General features: G+C 42.4%; 19 protein-coding genes and 1 riboswitch. Of the genes, 6 read left to right on the top strand and 13 right to left on the bottom strand.

The genetic code is table 11. The annotated features are described in order from the left end of the window. The first annotated feature begins 4 nt into the window (after positions 1-4). From HMPREF0083_RS14510 to HMPREF0083_RS14500, 3 genes are read left to right on the top strand one after another with little or no spacing between them, the layout of a single operon-like run. Complete coding sequence (locus HMPREF0083_RS14510; protein WP_081696087.1) at positions 5-1,534, top strand: spore germination protein; 1,530 nt, start codon at positions 5-7, stop codon at positions 1,532-1,534. Then, a complete protein-coding gene (locus HMPREF0083_RS14505) occupies positions 1,518-2,618 on the top strand; it encodes a GerAB/ArcD/ProY family transporter (protein WP_021622246.1) in 1,101 nt (366 codons plus the stop codon). Before HMPREF0083_RS14510 ends, HMPREF0083_RS14505 begins: the two co-directional genes overlap by 17 nt. Beyond that, positions 2,615-3,739 (top strand): Ger(x)C family spore germination protein, encoded by a 1,125-nt coding sequence (locus HMPREF0083_RS14500; protein ID WP_021622245.1) that lies wholly within the window; start codon positions 2,615-2,617, stop codon positions 3,737-3,739. Before HMPREF0083_RS14505 ends, HMPREF0083_RS14500 begins: the two co-directional genes overlap by 4 nt. A 249-nt stretch (positions 3,740-3,988) precedes the next feature. Here the strand turns inward: HMPREF0083_RS14500 and HMPREF0083_RS14495 are convergent, their stop codons facing one another. Then, the gene (locus HMPREF0083_RS14495; RefSeq protein WP_021622243.1) at positions 3,989-4,696 is read right to left on the bottom strand and encodes a pirin family protein; all 708 of its coding nucleotides are present in this window, start codon (positions 4,694-4,696) and stop codon (positions 3,989-3,991) included. Positions 4,697-5,065: 369 nt separating this feature from the next. On the opposite strand from HMPREF0083_RS14495, the gene HMPREF0083_RS14490 reads away from it, so the two are divergent. Continuing rightward, positions 5,066-5,956 carry a DUF4349 domain-containing protein gene (locus HMPREF0083_RS14490; protein ID WP_021622242.1) on the top strand — a complete coding sequence of 297 codons (891 nt, stop codon included), beginning with the start codon at positions 5,066-5,068 and terminating at the stop codon, positions 5,954-5,956. Between the two features lie 290 nt (positions 5,957-6,246). On the opposite strand, the gene HMPREF0083_RS14485 is transcribed toward HMPREF0083_RS14490, so the two are convergent. From HMPREF0083_RS14485 to HMPREF0083_RS14455, 7 genes are all read right to left on the bottom strand, one after another. Further along, entirely contained in the window at positions 6,247-6,933 is a 687-nt protein-coding gene (locus HMPREF0083_RS14485) for a class I SAM-dependent methyltransferase (protein ID WP_021622241.1), read from the bottom strand. A gap of 12 nt (positions 6,934-6,945) precedes the next feature. Next, positions 6,946-7,716 (bottom strand): ABC transporter ATP-binding protein, encoded by a 771-nt coding sequence (locus tag HMPREF0083_RS14480; protein ID WP_021622240.1) that lies wholly within the window; start codon positions 7,714-7,716, stop codon positions 6,946-6,948. After that, the gene (locus tag HMPREF0083_RS14475; RefSeq protein ID WP_021622239.1) at positions 7,700-8,650 is read right to left on the bottom strand and encodes an ABC transporter ATP-binding protein; all 951 of its coding nucleotides are present in this window, start codon (positions 8,648-8,650) and stop codon (positions 7,700-7,702) included. Before HMPREF0083_RS14475 ends, HMPREF0083_RS14480 begins: the two co-directional genes overlap by 17 nt. Before the next feature lie 12 nt (positions 8,651-8,662). Next, entirely contained in the window at positions 8,663-9,493 is an 831-nt protein-coding gene (locus tag HMPREF0083_RS14470; protein WP_021622238.1) for an ABC transporter permease, read from the bottom strand. After that, complete coding sequence (locus tag HMPREF0083_RS14465) at positions 9,490-10,428, bottom strand: ABC transporter permease (protein WP_021622237.1); 939 nt, start codon at positions 10,426-10,428, stop codon at positions 9,490-9,492. The genes HMPREF0083_RS14470 and HMPREF0083_RS14465 overlap by 4 nt, the downstream gene beginning before the upstream one ends. Continuing rightward, positions 10,425-11,993 carry an ABC transporter substrate-binding protein gene (locus tag HMPREF0083_RS14460; RefSeq protein WP_040302905.1) on the bottom strand — a complete coding sequence of 523 codons (1,569 nt, stop codon included), beginning with the start codon at positions 11,991-11,993 and terminating at the stop codon, positions 10,425-10,427. The genes HMPREF0083_RS14465 and HMPREF0083_RS14460 overlap by 4 nt, the downstream gene beginning before the upstream one ends. A 256-nt stretch (positions 11,994-12,249) precedes the next feature. Next, positions 12,250-12,446: riboswitch (cobalamin riboswitch) on the bottom strand. A gap of 270 nt (positions 12,447-12,716) precedes the next feature. Further along, on the bottom strand, positions 12,717-13,031 hold the full coding sequence (locus HMPREF0083_RS14455; protein WP_040302886.1) for an antibiotic biosynthesis monooxygenase: 315 nt from the start codon (positions 13,029-13,031) through the stop codon (positions 12,717-12,719). Positions 13,032-13,472: 441 nt separating this feature from the next. Here HMPREF0083_RS14455 and HMPREF0083_RS14450 point away from each other — a divergent pair, with 441 nt between their 5' ends. After that, positions 13,473-13,913, top strand: coding sequence for a DUF3888 domain-containing protein (locus HMPREF0083_RS14450; RefSeq protein ID WP_040302884.1), 441 nt, complete (start codon positions 13,473-13,475; stop codon positions 13,911-13,913). Between the two features lie 131 nt (positions 13,914-14,044). Here HMPREF0083_RS14450 and HMPREF0083_RS14445 read toward each other — a convergent pair whose 3' ends face one another. The 5 genes from HMPREF0083_RS14445 to HMPREF0083_RS14430 all read right to left on the bottom strand — a co-directional run bounded on the left by HMPREF0083_RS14445 (position 14,045) and on the right by HMPREF0083_RS14430 (position 17,582). Next, entirely contained in the window at positions 14,045-14,230 is a 186-nt protein-coding gene (locus HMPREF0083_RS14445) for a hypothetical protein (protein ID WP_021622232.1), read from the bottom strand. A gap of 195 nt (positions 14,231-14,425) precedes the next feature. Continuing rightward, positions 14,426-15,673 (bottom strand): DUF418 domain-containing protein, encoded by a 1,248-nt coding sequence (locus HMPREF0083_RS14440; RefSeq protein WP_021622231.1) that lies wholly within the window; start codon positions 15,671-15,673, stop codon positions 14,426-14,428. A 128-nt stretch (positions 15,674-15,801) separates the two neighbouring features. Further along, complete coding sequence (locus HMPREF0083_RS28125) at positions 15,802-16,017, bottom strand: hypothetical protein (protein WP_021622230.1); 216 nt, start codon at positions 16,015-16,017, stop codon at positions 15,802-15,804. A gap of 31 nt (positions 16,018-16,048) precedes the next feature. Continuing rightward, complete coding sequence (locus tag HMPREF0083_RS14435) at positions 16,049-16,474, bottom strand: single-stranded DNA-binding protein (RefSeq protein WP_040302883.1); 426 nt, start codon at positions 16,472-16,474, stop codon at positions 16,049-16,051. A 106-nt stretch (positions 16,475-16,580) separates the two neighbouring features. Next, a complete protein-coding gene (locus HMPREF0083_RS14430) occupies positions 16,581-17,582 on the bottom strand; it encodes a Rad52/Rad22 family DNA repair protein (protein ID WP_021622228.1) in 1,002 nt (333 codons plus the stop codon). 233 nt (positions 17,583-17,815) lie between these two features. On the opposite strand from HMPREF0083_RS14430, the gene HMPREF0083_RS14425 reads away from it, so the two are divergent. Continuing rightward, positions 17,816-18,508, top strand: coding sequence for a M15 family metallopeptidase (locus HMPREF0083_RS14425; RefSeq protein WP_021622226.1), 693 nt, complete (start codon positions 17,816-17,818; stop codon positions 18,506-18,508). The last annotated feature ends 178 nt before the right edge of the window (positions 18,509-18,686 follow it).

Genomic DNA, 18,686 nt, shown 5'->3' with positions numbered 1-18,686 from the left:
AACCATGCGGAGACGATTTCTCCGAACGCAAAAACGTACCAAACCGCCTTATGAAGCATTTCCTAGAGAATACATAAAAGCCTCTATCAGTCTGGAAGAGAACAAAACGCATATCGAAAACGCTTTCCATCATTCGCAAGATGTGATGCACAGGGAGCTTACATGGAATGGAAAGAAAGGCTTGCTATTCTTTTTAGACATACTGGTAGACAAAGACAAAGTTCAGGACGATATTATCCGTCCTATTCTTAGTGCTGGTGAGGGAAAGCTTGAAGAAATCGTCCACATAGCCGGAATCCAAAAAACGTCCGATATAAGCAAGGCGATTACAGGGCTGCTCAAAGGACAATGCATCTTTCTCACAGAACATGATGATACCCTTTACTTACTCGAAGCATTCAACGCTCTTGGCCGAAGCATTGAAGAGCCGGCAAATGAGAAAATAATCCGGGGCTCCCACGAGGGCTTCGTAGAAAGCTTGTCGACTAACCTTTACCTTTTACGAAAGCGGATCAAAAACCCTAATTTAACCGTCAAATATATAACGCTCGGAAAAACAAGTAATACAAGGGTCGCTGTCGTGTATCTGCACGGCCTGACCAACCCTCAACTCATAGAAGAGGTGGAGAAAAGGCTTCAATCCATTTCTGCCGATTCGATTCAAACACCAGGCTATATTGAGGACTACATTGAGGACAACTCGTTTTCCCCCTTTCCTCAAGCACTGAATACGGAGCGGCCGGATAAGACAGCGGCAAATATTATAGAGGGACGGGCCGCCATTATTATGGAAGGGAATCCTTCCGCTCTCATCGTACCGGTTACCTTTTTCTCTTTCTATCAGTCACCTGACGATTTTAATGACCGCTGGCACATTGGCTCCTTCTTCCGAGCTGTTCGGATTTTGAGCTTTTTTATTACTATTGTTCTTCCCGCCTTTTATATTGCGGTTGTAACATTTCATCATGAAGTGATTCCACTCGACTTGATTTTTAATGTAAAAAGCTCGCTCCAACACGTACCGTTCCCACCCATTCTCGAAGCGATGATTATGCAGGTTATGCTCGAACTGCTCCGTGAAGCGGCGATTCGACTGCCTACCCCAATTGCACAAACGATCGGTATCGTAGGCGGTCTTGTTATTGGAAATGCGGTCGTGCAGGCAAGTCTTATTTCCAACACGATGATTATTATAGTGGCGGTGACTGCGATCTCTTCCTTTGTCGTGCCTTCTGCCGAGATGAGTACAGCCATACGGCTTCTTGGTTTTCCGCTAATGATAGGCGCGGCTACCTTGGGATTTTTCGGCATTATGTTCGGAATTATACTCATTCTAATTCACCTGTGCAAGCTTGAGTCATTTGGCACACCTTATTTTGCACCATTTGCTCCATTACGAATAAAAGACTGGAAGGATGCCTTTATCCGCCTGCCAGTTTGGATACAGAATGAACGTCCACTGGATGCTAAGCCCCAATATTTGAAAAGAGAATGGTTCTCAAGAGGATGGAAACGAAATGGCAACAAAAAATAGCACAATTACCCAGGGACAGCTTACGTTTTTTATCTTTCAAACACAAATCGGTGTCGGTTTGCTATCCCTCCCTTTTGCTGTGGCAAAAATCGCACATGGTGACGGATGGATTTCCACTTTGCTGATCGGTTTTTTTATCCAGTTGTGCATTTTTCTTATCTGGGCGCTCAACCGACGCTTTCCAACGCTGTCTTTGTATGAATTCATGCCTCAAATCATCGGAAAACCTGTGGCATTTTTTTTCACTCTGCTATATTCGCTATACTTCATCGGAATCGGCGGTGTTGTTCTTCTCTTATTCAGCAATATCATTAACAACTGGGTTTTTGATGTGACTCCTAGATGGGCGCTTATTTTGCTCATGGTGAGTGCGGGGATTTATTTAGCCAGAGAGAATATACGAATTATTGCCCGCTTTCATGTTTTTATCTCCTTCTTTGCTTTCATTTTGATTTTTTTGGCGTGCATGGCCTATGCCCATATAGATATCCGATATATCCTTCCCATCGGTCACTCGGGTGCGCTTAACATTATAAAAGCATCAAGCGAAGCCTTGCTATCCATGTTAGGCTTCGAGGCGCTGCTTGTCATTTTTCCCTATGTGGAAAACAATGAAAAAGGCGTCTTGAAAGCCATGAGCATAGCCAACCTAATCGCTACTTCGCTATCTACATTTCTTGTCTTTACATGCTTAATCGTATTCAGTCCGCAAGAAATTCTGGTTATTCCACAGCCAATGCTCTACATGTTGAAGTCTTTTACTTTCACAGTCATCGAACGGCTGGATTTGTTCTTTCTGTCCATATGGATTACATTCGCTGTAACTTCCTTTGTCAGCTATTTATATCTGGCAAGCAAGGGCTTAGGATATGCATTCCATAAAAATCGGCATAAAAACGCTGTCTGGTATGCCGCTATTGCCTGCGGATTCATTGCCTTGTATCCGGATAGCCAGCTGGCTATTAATCGTCTTGCTTTCTTCATTACCCGCACCAGCTTCGCATTTTTCGCAGCGATTCCCTTAACACTTTTGCTTCTCTCTCATGTATTAAGGAAAAAGGAACGAAAGGACACAGCATCATGAAGCGACTTCTCTTACTCCTTATTGCTGTTTGCACACTTTCTATAACAACTGGCTGCTGGGATCGGCAACTGCTGAAGAATACCCGTCTTGTATATGGGGTTTCTTTAGACAAGGTACAGAACAATCATCTACTGACTACCGTTTCTATCCACAGTTCCATCTCTTCCCGTGGAGGCCCTTCCTCCCCTACGAATGATATTGTTTCTTCCAGAGGAGATACGGTACATGAAACGCGTAGGAATATAGAACGAAAAATCTCCGGACCCTTCAGCGCTTCCAAAACCCAATTCGTTCTGTTAGGAAACGAATTAGCGAAGGATAATATTTACGGGTTGCTCGATATTTTTTACCGGGACCCGCGCAGCCAGCTTGGAGCCCGGGTCGCCGTAGTAGATGGAAGAGCCGAGGATATAATAAAATTAAAGACAAAAGAAGAAACGCTAATAGATGAATACATTTGGCAATTAATTAAAACAGAAGAACAAAATACAGCTATTCCTGCTAGCACCATTCAAACTATTTGTTCTAACATGTTCGATTCCGGTCATGATTTTGCTCTCCCCCAATTGCGAATATCGCCTGGAAAAAAAAGAGTGGAACTTGCCGGAACGGCTCTTTTTCACGGTAAGCAATTCAGCGGCATTACACTATCTCCTAGCGACTCCACGCTTCTTCTGTTGCTGGCCGATCAGAAGAAAAAATTCGCCCATTTCACAAAAAAAGTTAAAAACAGTAAGAAAGAAACGCCCTTTGATTATGTAACCTTTAATGCAAAAAAAGCAAAAGTACGAATGAACATTGATACAAATCAAACACCATTGAAAGTAAGCATACATCTCAACATAAAGGCCGTCATCAATGAGTATCCAAGCGATAGAATAAATCGCAAGGGCAGAGAAAAGGCTTTGGGCAAGAAACTTACTGCACAGTTGACCGAGCAAGCAAATGCCCTCATGACCAAACTCCAGAAAGCGAACTGCGATTATTTTGGTATCGGAAGAGAGCTTATGGCCTACCATCCAGATACATGGAAGAAGCTGCGCTGGGAAACAGCGTACCGGAATATCCGGCTGGAACCAAAGGTGAATGTAGACATTGTTGGATATGGGATTATCGATTAATCCAAAAGGTTCGCATCACACCTGTTAATTACCCATACATTGGAATAAAAAATGCACGCGTCGGCGTCTTCCCTCGTCTTTTTCTCACAAGGAAGAGACACAGCCGCTTTTTGGCGCCAGGGCCGGACCGGCAAAACATCTGGGCCTCTTGATGCGGAAGACAAACCGACGCTCGTTTGGGGCACGGTGTGGTGACGATCCACTCTGGATCATACTGGATAATCAACAGGTGTGATAGGATTTTTTTCTTTACGGCAAATCAATTAGCATAAAATGCGTATTACTATGCGCCTTTAACTCCAGAGAAGATGTATCGGTAATACGTGCCGCATCCCGTTTTGCAAGCTTTTTCTCTCCATTGAGTTCAAGCTCTCCTTCGATAATAAACACGTAGATTCTGCGTCCTGTTGACTGAGTAAATGAAATCGTACGGCCAGCATCCAATTTGGATAAATACAGTGTCAGGTCCTGATGAATATGTGCGACACGATGTTCGCCCTCCTGTCTGTTCGATACAATTGGCAACAGCTGATTGTGCAGAGCATCCTGATCGTATGCAAACTGCTCATACGATGGTTCCAGTCCTTTTTTATCTGGAAGAAACCATAGCTGAAGAAAATTCACATCCTCTGTATCAGATGGGTTAAATTCGGAATGTACAATGCCAGTGCCTGCACTCATGCGCTGGATTTCTCCCGGAACAAGCACCTCCGTATTCCCGGTACTATCCTCATGCTTAAGCTGTCCCTTAAGCACAATGGATACAATCTCCATTTCACGGTGCGGATGAGCTCCGAACCCGGTTCCCGACTGAACGATATCATCGTTAAATACACGCAGTGGACCGAACTGCAGGTTATTCGGATCATAATATTCAGCGAACGAAAAGCTGAAGTTGCTTTGCAACCAGCCATGATTTGTAGAATAACGAGAAGCTGCCGGATATATCGTAATCATGAAATTCCTCCTTAATTAACTTACTTTATATAAGTATTGTATGATAGTATAGTTAAAAAATCAATACGTGTCCTGCTTATTTTATACTGGCAGAGTCGGTAACATACTGGCATCATTTTCAGAATTGACACGCCTCTAGCCGTGTATAGTTCAAGATGGACAAATTAGTACGTCCTGCACCTCGACAGGAAAAAAACCTGCGTATCTTTTTCTAGTCTCTGATTTTCTCCGTTTTTTCTTACCTCCTACCACAAAAGTTTATCGATTTATTAAACCAGATGTATATAGATGCATGTATGAACAAGTCATACAAGATGATAGAATAGAACTATCCATTTATTGGAACAAATAAACTACAGGGGGAGAACAATGACAAATCGAAGCAGATACAACATATGGATAATACTAGGCTGGATCTCTATTCTTCTAATTGCAGGATGCGGAGCATCAAATCAAAACCCAGACAGTTCAATGGCGGATACGAGCCAAAGCCAGATAACTGAAATTGCCGACAGCAAAAATCCAAATACTGCTCCATCAGAAAAAAAATCGGCCGGAATGGCCGCGATGATGGTGTATCAAGCAGAACTTAGCCTAAATGTCAAAGACCTTGCAACATCGCAAAAGTCGCTAACCCAGCTAGTGGAAAAAATGAATGGATACATTGTGGAAGCAAACTCATACAATCAGGGAGAAGAAAATAGTCTGCTGAACGGCAATTTCCGTATTCGTATTCCTAACGCTAAATTCAATGCCTTCCTGGAGGAAACAGAGAAACTAGCGCTTAAAGTAGCCAACCGTACGATACAGGGACGTGACGTAACAGAAGAGTATATCGATCTGGAAGCAAGGCTTGCGTCGAAGCAGGTGTTAGAGAAACAACTGCTCGGCTTAATGAAAAACGCACAAAAAACGTCAGATCTGCTTCAAATTGCGCAAGATGTAAACAAGGTTCAAACAGAAATCGAGCAGCTTAAAGGCAAGATGAAATATTTGAAGAACCAAAGCGACTTTGCAACCGTTACTATTCATATGACAGAAAATAAAGCTGTCCTTCCCTCCCTTTCTGACAATCCCGTAAGTACATGGGATAAAACAAAACAGCAGTTTATGAATAGCATTAAATTCATGGTAGATAGCGCTTCCGTTCTTTTTGTTGTTATTGTCGGCACGTCTCCTCTTCTCCTCTTCATTGGCGCCATCATAGCAGGAATTATGTATTGGAAGAAACGGAAAGGGAAAAAGGACGAATCTGTATAAAATAGCAAGAAAAAACATTCGGGTATTTCAGAACAGAAGACAGTTTCCGGTCTCCTTCATCTATGAATATCAATGGTCTGTGGCATGTGCAAATTCGGGTTCGTTTGGGTCAATATACTCCCTAAGATTTAATGCAACACTAGTGATCTGGAATAAAAAATAATCCCCAGCCGCCTGAAAATTGGTAGCTAGGGATTATTTTATGTTATTGATGTCTGTTGGGTGGATAAGGATTATTCGAGCGGTATGATATTCGCGTAACACGGCAAATGTGCCTGCCTTCCGAAGCACTATTCTGTAGAATCATTTAATTCTACGTTCCATGAAATAAGCGCAACCTCATGCTTTCCCCCATCCTTTCGCACAATCGGATAGGAGATAAACTCATGGACAATACCAATTTCATCTAAAATATGCGAGATTAAATGGGCCCGTTCCATCTGTTCTGTACTTGCCCCTCGCTTTACAATAATAGGCGAAGCGTACGGCTTTCCAATAGATTGGATGAGAAACACGCTTTTACACGCAGTTTCATTCATCCGAATAATACATTCCTTCATATCGCGCATCCGGTAAAATGCATTTGCAGCAAAAATGACATCACACGATATGTTTCCCGCCTCTTCCCACTTGCATGCTAATACATCAAGGGAAGCGCTGTGCTCTTCCTGCCAATTATTCTGCAACTGTATTCTCATCGCTTCCGATGGCTCTATAACGGTTATCCGCCGAACATACGGAGCTAATAGCTGTGTAAAACCGCCTGTTCCTGCCCCAATCTCCAATAAATGATCTGTCGAATGTAAATGATACGTTATTTGCTCTATTATAGGAATAGCAAAAGGCGCCAAAGGGTTGCGCACATCGTACATAGGAGCATGGCTTTGCCAATACGCCTCTTCCTTTTCGTCCTGTTTGGTACGGCTGTTCAATTCACATGCTTCCCAATTTGCTATCCACATTGCTGAAGCCCTCATTACTCTTTCACCTCATCTATCTGTATACAGGAATGCCTGCACAAGCTTTTGCGTGTAGGGATGGGTGGGGTGCTTCATAATCTTATTGCTTGTTCCCGTCTCTACAATTTCCCCGTCTTTCATGACTGCCACCCTGTCGCTCATCCAATTTACTACATCCAAGTCATGTGAAATAAACAAATACGTCATCTTTCTTTGTTTCTGTATGTGTTTGAGCAGCCGTAGAATTTGCGCCTGAACAGATACATCCAACATCGATGTTGGCTCATCCAGCACAATGAATTCCGGGTTCATCAATAAAGCTCGCGCTAGTACAATTCGCTGAATCTGTCCTCCGCTTACCTGATAAGGATAGCGCCTCAGCAATTCTGGCTGCAATCCAACCATGTTCATCACTTCTTCAATTTGTTCATGGTCATCTCCCTTTCGCAAAGTCGGATGCAGCACAAACGGTTCCATTATACTTTGCAGCAGCGTTTTTCTCGGGTTGCATGCTGTATCCGGATGCTGAAATATCATTTGCATCTTTTGACGCAGCAGCTTGCTATCACCTCGTGAAGCAGAATACAAATCATATCCAGCAAACTCAACCGCTCCTTCGTCCGGTCGCAGCAAACCTATTGCCATGCGGGAAAGCGTTGTTTTTCCTGAGCCGCTCTCTCCGATTAAGCCAAATGTTTCCCCTGCTTGTATGGAGAAGCTTGTATTGTTGACAATCGCTTTTTTTCGTTTTCGTACTAAACCGTACTCAATGTATTTAGAGACATTATGTACTTGGAGCATGAAGAAAACACCTCGCGTATTTTTTCTGCCCATATTCAGTCCATGGTGGAAGTTGTTCAACACACATTTCGCTTGCATAAGAACAACGCGGATGGAATGCACAGCCTGAAGGTACTTGCAACAAATTTGGGCTGTCTCCAGCCATTGGTTTCATTCCTGCTGTCGGCCGTGCCAAGAGCAGAGCTTCCGTATAAGGATGCCCGGGTGTAGCAAACAATGAATCCGTATCATTGCTTTCTACCAGTCGCCCTGCATACATCACACCGATCCGATCGCAGAGGATTTGAGCCACATGCAAATCATGTGTAATTACGAGCAACGTAGTACCCGTTTGTCTGCAAACATTCCGTAGCGCTTCGACAACATCATGACGCGCCGGGGCATCCAGCCCTTTTGTCGGTTCATCTGCAATTAAAAGCTTCGGCTGTCCGGCCGCTCCCATTATAGTTAGAATCCTCTGCTTCATTCCACCGCTTAGCTGAAAGGGATATGACTGAAGCAACTTGATCGGATATGAGAAAGATACGGCTTGCAGCCATGAGGCCAAGTACCCGTCTTTATCTTTCAATTCTTTTTGGTGACGTACTGCTTCCCGTAGCTGTGTACGGATTTTTAGTACAGGATTTAATGAAGAGGCTGGATTTTGGGGAATAAGAGCAATTTTTTTGCCACGTACGTGCCTCATTTCTTTCTCGGATAACTGCAGTAAAGATTTATTTTCAAATCTTACTTCTCCAGTCACCCGAGCGTTTGCAGGCAAAAGTTGCAAAGCAGTTAAACCTAAAACTGATTTTCCGCTACCTGTTTCTCCTATTAATCCAAATATTTCTCCTTCATATAAATCGAGTGATACATCCCGAACAGCTTGCAGTTCACCAAATGAAGTCGAAAAGTAACATGATATGTGCTCGAACGAAAGTAAAGGTTTCATCATCTTTCCTTTCTTTTATGCGATATCCTCCACCCGCTGCATGCGCTTAGGATCCAATCGATCCCGTAGCGTATCTCCTATGATTTGAAACGATAGAGAAACGGCAGTGATACATATACCTGGTGCTAGCATAAGATGCGGTTGCGTACGAAGAAAAGGTCTTGCATCGTTAAGCATGACGCTCCAATCCGGGGTAGGCGGCTGTACGCCCAAGCCGAGAAAGCTTAAGGAGGCAATCATTAACAATGTACGGCTCATCCGAATCGTAAGTAATACGAGCACCGTACCAGCGATAGAAGGAATAATATGAACAATCATAATATAAAACGCGGATGCACCCAGCACCCTGGTGCCCTCTATGTATGGCTCCACTTGTATTTTCATTACTTCTCCCCGTACTACACGGGAAAAGTCAGCCCAGGAAGTAAGCACAATCGCGAGAAATAAACTTTTCAGGCTTGGCCCCAATACGCCGACAATGGCCAGCATCATTGTCAAACCGGGAACTCCCTGAAAAATATGGACGATTGTTTGTAAGCAAGTATCCACCTTCCCTCGAAAATATCCACCCAGCACGCCGATACAAAACCCTACGAGAAGCGTCGAAACGGTAGCTACTCCCGATAATAGCAAGGAAACACGTCCACCGTACAATATACGGCTATATACATCTCTTCCTAACTGATCTGTACCCATCCAGTGTGCAGCAGATAAAGACATCAAACGATTGCTCATATCGATTTGATTAGGATCATATGGACTTATCCAGGGAGCACACAGACTGACAAAAACAATCAGGCCTAAACAGCCAGCAGCAAATGCTCCGGCTTTTCCCTTACCTATCATTTCAACACCTCACTTCGTCGCAATTGAGGATGAATGAGTCCGTACAATATATCGACAACGGTGTTGAATAATACATACACACAAGCCATGAAAAGAACATATCCTTGCATAACCGGATAATCCCGCCGAAAAATCCCTTCTACGGCAAAACGGCCAATCCCGGGCAACGAAAAAATAACTTCTGCGATAACAGCGCCGCCTAGAATACCCCCAAAGTAATTGCCGATTACCGTAATAAGCGGGATAAATGCATTCAATAATACATGGCGCAGCATAAGAATGAACATGTGAATCCCTTTTGCCCTTGCGGTAACGATATATTGTTGAGGAAGGATATCCAATACTGCGGCACGCGTTAACCTCATAAGTACAGCACTCGTTCCCAATCCAAGTACAATCGAAGGCATGATGAAATGCTGCCACGTGCCGTATCCACTCGTCGGAAGCCAATGCAATACCTCTGAAAAAGCAATAATAAAAAGAATGGCGTTCAAAAAACTGGGAAACGCTGTCCATATGGTTATCCACGCTCTTCCAGCATAGTCGATCCATCGATTATGAAACATTGCCAGTATAATACCGCCTGGAATACCGAAGCCGATTGCAAATGCAAGCGCTCCGCATGCCAGGGATAATGTAATCGGTAAACGCTGAATAAGTTCTGCGCTCACCGATTGTTGAGTAATATACGACACCCCTAAATCACCTTGTAAAACCATTCCCAACCAGTGCATATATTGCTTCCAGATAGGCAGATTAAGGCCCAGCTCCTCTCTTTTAGCCGCAATCTCCGCTTCTGTCGGTTCATTCAATCCATTCATACTAAGCACTTCAAGTGCAGGATCGCCGGGGGCAATCACTCCCAGAACAAAAGCAAGTAAAGATGCCCCTAGGAGTGTGCAGATGCTCCCGATAAGCTTTTGACGACCCGTCATTCCTTTTTCCGCTCAATTTGTGGCAAAGTAACCCCGTATGGCAAAGCATTAAGCCCCTGTAGCTTTGCATTAGAAGACACAAGCGTTGCATCATGGAAAAGCGGAATTGTCGGCCAGTCCTGTGCTGCAATCTGCAATAGACATCCGTATATTTTCTTGCGTTCTTCTATATTCAGTGTCTTCTGCACATCCTTAAGCAACGCATCTGCTTCCGCGTTCTGATAGCCAAGGCTGTAATTCTTATTGCTGGCTCCGTGACTTTGCATATAATTAGCCAAAAGTGTATACGGGTCCATATTCGGCAGTCCCTGTGTAGCCAGAGCCAAATTATAGTCGCCGGTACGCTGTGCCTCTTTAAAAGCAGCGCCATCCAAAATTTTGATGGAAACATCCAATCCAATTTCTTTTAACACTGCTTGTACCCATTCAGCTTGTGCCTTATACGGATAGCGATCAATCCCATAGCTTGGAACAATCAATGTAACCGATTTTCTTTTGCCTTGTAACACTTCGTTCGCTAACTTTTTCGCCTTTTCAGGGCTGTGTTCAATCGGCTGCTCCACATAAAAAGGAGACATTGCATTTATCATTGTCGCAGTCGGTGTGGCGTACCCCCCGTATAAAGAGTCGACAAGCTGTTTTCTATCCAGCAGCAAACTCACCGCCTGTCTCATTTTTACATCATTAAACGGATATTTTGTTCCATTCGGATGGATATAATGGGATACACTTGATTTATTAACGGATATAGAGAAATCGTGATTCTGCTTCAACTGATTCGCCTGATCGGGCGAAATCGCTCCCAAATCAATCACACCCATAATCTCGCCCGACTTCAGGGCCGAGAACCTTGTATCTGCATCCGGAATTACATTAATTCGGATTTGTTTTGCCTTGGCTTTCTCCCCATAATATTCCTCATTACGCTCCAGTAGCATATAATGATCTTTTTCATGGGATACCAGCTTGAAAGGTCCTGTACCGGCCGGTATTCCTTTAAAATCCCCGTTCTCCGCAAATGAATCTGGACTGTATATCGGGCTTCCGAAGTTCTCCATCGCATAAAGCAAGGTCGGTTGCGGCTGTTCAAAAACAAACTTCACCCGCTGCTCATCTACCTTTTCAATCGCTTGCAGCCCTGCATATGATTTTTTAAAATCCAATGTGTAAAAAGGTGAGTTTTTAGGGCTGACTTCCCAATGACGCTTATAATTTGTGACAACCGCATCAGCGTTCACCGGCTTACCGTCATGGAACTTCATTCCTTTTCGTAAAGTAAATATCCATTCCTTCGCACCATTCGCCATCTCCCAGGACGTAGCCAGGCCAGGAATCGGCTCACCATTCTCTCCCATCCCCACTAGCGGTTCCCAAACATACGTAATAATGCTTGTGTAATATGCATCCTTTTCCCCCGGAGCTAAATCACGTGGTGCAGCTAATACGATTTCTTTCTCGTCAGCATGATTTGCCGTCTGATTGGCTACATTGGAGCACCCTATAATCCCGGCAAGCAAAGATACGATAAGAAAAAATAATCCGATATTTTTTAGTCTTTGTTTCATAACCCCTGTCCTTTCTTTAATGGATAAGTATCGCTTAAAAAAGCTCGCGAGGCGTGTGCCAAACGTTGCTTGCGCCCTGTGTAGCACGTAGCACAGCGGACGAAAAAAGAACAAGTGGCAACACCTGCAAGATTTTCTTACAATATAAAAAGCAACGTTCATCCATCACAGGAAACGTTGCTTTCATAAAGTCGTACTGATTATGTATAATCTTCACGTACGTACAGAAAACACCTCCCCAATCTCCGTGGTTCAATCAGTGTGGTATTTGTTGGCAGGTATCCTGGCTCATGCTTACACGCTTCTTTACGCCTTCCCATTTCCAAATGAAACAGTGGCATCCTGTAAAGAAACTGGCATTTACAGTGGCGGGACCGCGTCGGATTTACACCGTTCTTCCCTTTTAAGTGTATGCTTATATTGCACATACACACCAACAAACCGAATCGTATTCTTTTGTCCCAGCCCTCCCTGGGCAGTAAAACTTTCACTAATAGAAGTTTTATTCTATAAGATTATAGTATCACATAAAGCTATATCGGAAGCCCTGTTTACTATTTTTGCAAAAAAATTATCTGCTGTTTTAGAAACAAGAGGTACGCTGGTAAGAGAACAGGAACTATAGGAAACTTAAAGCCTGACACACCCCTAATAAGGTAGATCGTCAGGCTTCTTCACAGATCGGCTTTGCATAAATGCGCGGAATGAATGTACCCCTAATATTTAGGCTCCCTTTATTACTTTAACCTCGTATGTGCTATGGCCGGAACTGATAATATAATCCGGCTTCGGCTTCCCCCTGCTTTGTCTATGACCCTGGATATGTGCTTCACTCTTCTCCCAATTTTTCCATGATTCTTCAGAATCCCAACGAATCATAACAATGACTTCCTCATCACCCTTTCTGCTTTTCTTAACCAGAACGCTTAAATCAATAAACCCTTCAGATTTTTCGATAGCCCCTTCCTGGCTAAAGCGGCTTACAATTTTATCAGAAGTGCCTTCCTTGACAATAATAGTTTTAGTTTCAATAAACATTAGCATTCACTCCTTTTGCTCATGCAAGAGTATAGTATTCATTCATTTTATTGATAAAGATTATTAGTCTCGATTATATCACTATATAAAACGCATCTGTCAACTATTTATATACTTCTGACTTAATGAATGAACATACTCTTGTAGCAGAAGGTAAGAAAAGAAACACCAGTCTTTTTTTCTACCATAGCGCAGGGCGCATCCAATTTTCATCTACATCCGCATCCCCTGGTTCCCCTAAAAATCTTGTTTTAATAATATCTGCGCCTAATTCAGTGCCCACTCTTGCAGATGCGGCAATAATTTCAGGTTTATTGGATTCAGGAGTGGATAGTTGGTTTATATATTAATCGTTACCGTACATAACATTTGCCTTTAAAAGCATTAACCTGAACACGAAAGGAAAACATAACTTAAAAGATTTATCGTGGGGGTTTTACCTTGAATAAAACGGTTATTGCAATGTTTTTAACGATGGGATTTGTAATTTCCTCGCCGTTCACTTGTCATGCGGAAAGTATATACACACCACCCGAGCAATCAAGGGAAGAATTGTATCAAGACATCTTTATTTCTTTGCTTATGCCACATATTCAAAAGCAAATAAATAATTATTACACAAAAGTCCTGACTACCTCCCCTGTGGTTTATCCATATTTTGTTTATGTATTAAAAGCAAAAAGAATCGGGGATTATCGTTCCTTCGATTTTTTAGTGAAACTTAAAGTCATCCCGGTTATCGGACCACATATTTCTGTCGGAATCGATCATTTGACATTTAAAATCAGAGGGAGTGGCGATGTTGAATTAAAAAAGTTTGAGCATATAAAAACCGAGAACCTGCCTGAAAACTGGAAACACATGATTAAAGAACAGCTTTAATAAATTACTTGTTTAGTTATGAACCATAATAAGGAGTTGTTCCAAGTCAGAACAACTCCTCTCCTTTACATTTGCTTATGATTCGGGCATATTTCTGTTCAAAGGATATTGATTATCCAGTACCATCCAGCCTATGCTTTCTCAAGAAGATTATTTTTGATCAACACTTCTAAGCTCATTCTCTTTCGCTCCTCATTAAAATCAATTTCAATTACCTTCTCATCTATACTGTAGACAATTCCCTTTCCAAATTTCTTATGAATCACTTGTTCATCTTCTTTAAAATAGCTTCTTGCTTTCTTTTCTAAAATTTCCATTGCGATTCCCCCTAGGATAAAATTGTTACATCATTTCACTCAATTTAATTCTGATTATTCCGTCTTCTATTTCTGTGTAAACTTATTTGCTTAAGCTTTTAATTGTAAATCTATTACATTTTAATTCATAAATAAGGTAAATTCAACCATTAGTTTGTACAGCGCGCTTTTATCCTACATTATCTATTGTGCTTGTTAGGATATTTTAAGGGGGATACTCGTAAATAAGTGAGGATACGCCATCCATTCCAGCAATCCCATCTGATATTTTTGCAGCCAAAGCCTACTTACTATCAACTGCAGAATATATATTCCCAAAGCAAGCCATAGTCCGGCAAAAGTCCCCACTTTCCCATATAAACCCAAACCATAGCTATAAAAAATTAATGTACAAATCACTGATTGTGCAATGTAATTGGTAAACGCCATTTTACCAACAAAAGAAAATGGTAGTAGTCTTCTTTTCCAGTTCTCTTTCTGAAATAGCAGGGCAAAGAACGTAATATAAAACAAAGCTAGTAGCGGGGAACCAACCAGCATTCCTAAAACAAACAGAAAATCATGCCAGCCAGCGATAACCGGGTTGCTCGAATACTGTGTAAACACACCTAACATGATAAGCCCAAATCCGAACAATCCCGTACATTTGCAAATGTTTTTCACTAATCGTAAGTGCCCGGATATATTATGTAAAATTTTTCGCTTAGCAAAATAAGAACCAAGCAGAAACATCCCAAGGATTCGTGGATAAAACAAAATTTGATTAATTAACGTACTATTCCAATCGATAAAACGTTGGTTCTGAATAGCAATGAAACTTCCGCTTCCATAAATCGCCGTATCATGCTTCATCGCCTCCTGTCCCATTCTGCTCAAGTCTGAGCTGGCAGGCATTCCTGCGTTTCCACTCATTAGAATAACTATTGGTAACAGCGAAAGCAGCAGGATGGACCATATCAACAGTGTTCTCGGCTTACATTTATGGAATAATAACAGAAAAAAGCCTAACACTGCATAATGCAGCAAGATGTCGCCATACCAGATAAACCAGCCATGAATCAGGCCGAATAGAAATAATGCGATTAACCTTCTGGAGAATAGGGGAATGAAGCGTCTCCCTTTTGCAATTGCCCCTTCTTTAAACAAAATCATCCCGAATCCAAATAAAAAGGAGAATATGTTGATAAATTTCTCATCTATAAATATATTTCTAAACAATTCTGCGCTTTTATTCCAAAATCCCTGCCATAGCTCAACTTGCAAGGATATAGCCATTAATGAGGAACTATAAAAACTCATATTAACAAACAAAATACCAAGAATAGCAATTCCTCGGATGATATCTATAATTTGTATTCGTTCATTTGCAGACAAATTAATTATCGCATCTCCTCTTTCTTTAAAACTGATTTGATTGCTTGCATTTGTACCAAAACGGTTCATGTTTATCCCTCCCAGTCCCTAGTTTATATACAGTTTCTAAAGAAAAAATAAAGAATGACAACGACAGGGATTACATGCAAAAAACCACTCATTCCAAGCATAGGGAAATGAGTGGCACTATGTTTCAGTTATTCATCAATTTTTGCCTTGCTTTCCGCAGATAATGCCGCAATAACTTCTGTACCTTTTGTCGCATCAGAACAAGGGTGTTGATTATCCAGTATGATCCAGAGTGGATCACCATCACACCGTGCCCCAAACGGGCGGCGGTTCGTCTCCTGTTGTGGCGGCCTTTTCCTCTTTGGACAATCAACAGGTGTGAATCTTACTAATACTTTATACATTTCACTTTTAAAAATAAGGGTTTCTCAACAATCAGAATGGCAAATCATCATCCGAAATATCGATCGGACGTTGATCTTCTGCGAACGGATTTTCATTCCGGCTTGATGCTTCTCTCCGTTCCATTGCTCCTGCCCCTTGTCCACTTCCAAGAAATTGTACGTTCTCAGCAACAACTTCGGTCACATACACCCGCCGTCCCTCATTATTCTCATAATTACGTACCTGAAGTCGGCCTTCCACAGCGGTTTGTCTTCCTTTATTCAAGTATTGAGCACATAATTCTGCCTGCTTGCTCCATACCACAACAGAAATAAAGTCAGTCTCCCGTTCACCCTGCTGATTGGTAACCCTCCGATCAACCGCCAATGTAAAGGTCGCAACGGCTGTACCGCTCTGAGTATAGCGCAATTCTGGATCTTTTGTTAACCTGCCAATTAAAATCACCCTGTTTAACATCATGTCTCCTCCTCTCTCATTTCTTTACCGTGCGTGCATATCATGTACATGTGTATACTGGTTTACTATAGTAGCATTCGACAAAACGCGGCTTACATATACCAGTTTACGCCGATTTCTCCTCTGTGCTTTCCAATCGCGCCCTTCTTAGCTGCTTAAAATAGCGGTGTACAGAAGTAAAGTGCACAGACGGTAAAGCATCTACCGTCGTAAAACGTCTCCCCATCTCCTCCGCCTCTTGTACAACATCGACTTTGCGCTTAACAAGGTATGCAATAATTGCCTGCACAATATCTGCCTCTTGGGCATTCTCATTAAAGTCATAAATCAGGCCACGCAGATAATTGGCCTGCATGTCATTAATAAAAGCTGGGCTCTCCGCTTCGCTTCGTTCCTGAACCTTCTCCGTTTTCTTCTCCATTTTTTCGGATGGTATATGCTCATCTTCCTGATGGTCCCTATAACCAAATACATCGGAATAAAATATACCGTCTGTCCAATCCATCTTCTCATAAAAAGATTTGAATGAATCAGGAAGCACCGGAATACCGTATTTGTATTCGTACTCCGAGAGACCAAATTTCTCAAGGTTCTGTAGATAGAACTTGCTCTGCGACTGTCCCTCTTTGTTACGGTTTGCGCGAATAGAAATAACTTCCCCGCGATAAATGTGCGCCGCAATCCCCAACCAGGAGCTGCATTTCTTCATTCCATCCGATACGGCTGACTTAATGGCTTGCTCCATTGCATCTCCGACCGGTTTGACATCTCCCCGCAGCTTGCTGATGGTATGTACACCGTACTGACGTACACTGTGCTCCTTGCCATTAATAATGGCACGAACTTTTACCCATACCCCAACACACCAGGTATCCGTATTCACTTGCGCTTCTTCCGCTTCATATTGGAATTGATCAAACAACAGTGCATTCCTGTCTGCGATACACTGTTGGGCAATATAAATATTACCGTCATAATTCACTTTATAATCATGATACGGAAACGGAGCATCCGCCAACTTTAGCCAGCGCTCCTTCTCCATTATCTGCTCCCTGGAGGAGCTGGATAACTCAACGCCTAATGATTGCGCTATTTTGCCAATGCTCATACTGCTTTCCCCTTTCTTAGATGCTCACACAAGACATGTCGGGAAATTACGCCTATACAAGAACTTATGTTCCTATTATAGTACATACGTTCGCTTTTGGCAAGCAGACACCCAAACAGGGCACGAAGAAGGCTGGCGTGGCTTTTTTTGACCGCTCCCGCCCACCGCCCTTCCTTCTTTTCTTACTGTGTAACGTGCTATACTGAGCATAAGAATGCAGGGGGTGATACAACATGAAACACTTGCGAAATGGACTTATTTTAGCTTGTATGCTGTCAACCATTACAGGAGCTTCTACCTTTGCTGCTCCGTCGATGCCGGCAACGACAAATACAGAGGCCTTGCCTCTATCAACTACAGACGTCGGATACGGTAGCATACCGACTGCTATAGAGCAGAAAATTACAGGTATCTCTTTTACCAAAAAAACACCCGTTAAAATGAGCGACTTATCGTATGTACGTGTACGATACATAGGTTTTGATGATAAGGCACATACAGGGGAGCTTATTGTTCATAAAATGCTGGCAAAGGACGTTTTCGAGATTTTCGAAGAACTATATCAAAAACGGTATCCGATTGAAAAGGTCAATCTTATCGACGAATACAAAGGCTCTGACGAACTGTCGATGAAAGCCAACAACTCATCTGCATTTAATACAAGGGCCATAGATGGAAAGAAAAAAATGTCAAATCACAGCTATGGCATAGCTATCGATATCAATCCATTACAGAATCCTCATGTGGTTGGGAATAAAGTAAACCCGGCAAGCTCTAAAGAATACGCTAATCGAAAAGTCGCCCGAAAAGGAATGATTATGAAAGGAGACGCATGTTATAACGCGTTTAAAAAGCGTGGCTGGAGCTGGGGCGGGGAATGGAAAAGCTCTAAAGACTATCAGCATTTTGAGAAGAAAATCAAATAAAAAAACTCACTGGCGTTGTCTGTCTTTTCATCTGCCATGCCATGGGCGTTTTGCAAGTGATACTTCCTTGTCCATTAAAGCAAAAAATAAAGCTACCGCAACAGATAAACCATGCGGCAGCTTTATTTTATTTAAGAGAAAAAGCCACGCCTGTTGATTATCCATAAGGTGGAAGAAA

Origin of the sequence: Aneurinibacillus aneurinilyticus ATCC 12856 (genome assembly GCF_000466385.1) — a bacterium.
Lineage (GTDB): Bacteria > Bacillota > Bacilli > Aneurinibacillales > Aneurinibacillaceae > Aneurinibacillus > Aneurinibacillus aneurinilyticus.
The sequence above is the reverse complement of the archived record's forward strand: the minus strand, read 5'-3'. Positions and strand labels throughout refer to the sequence as shown.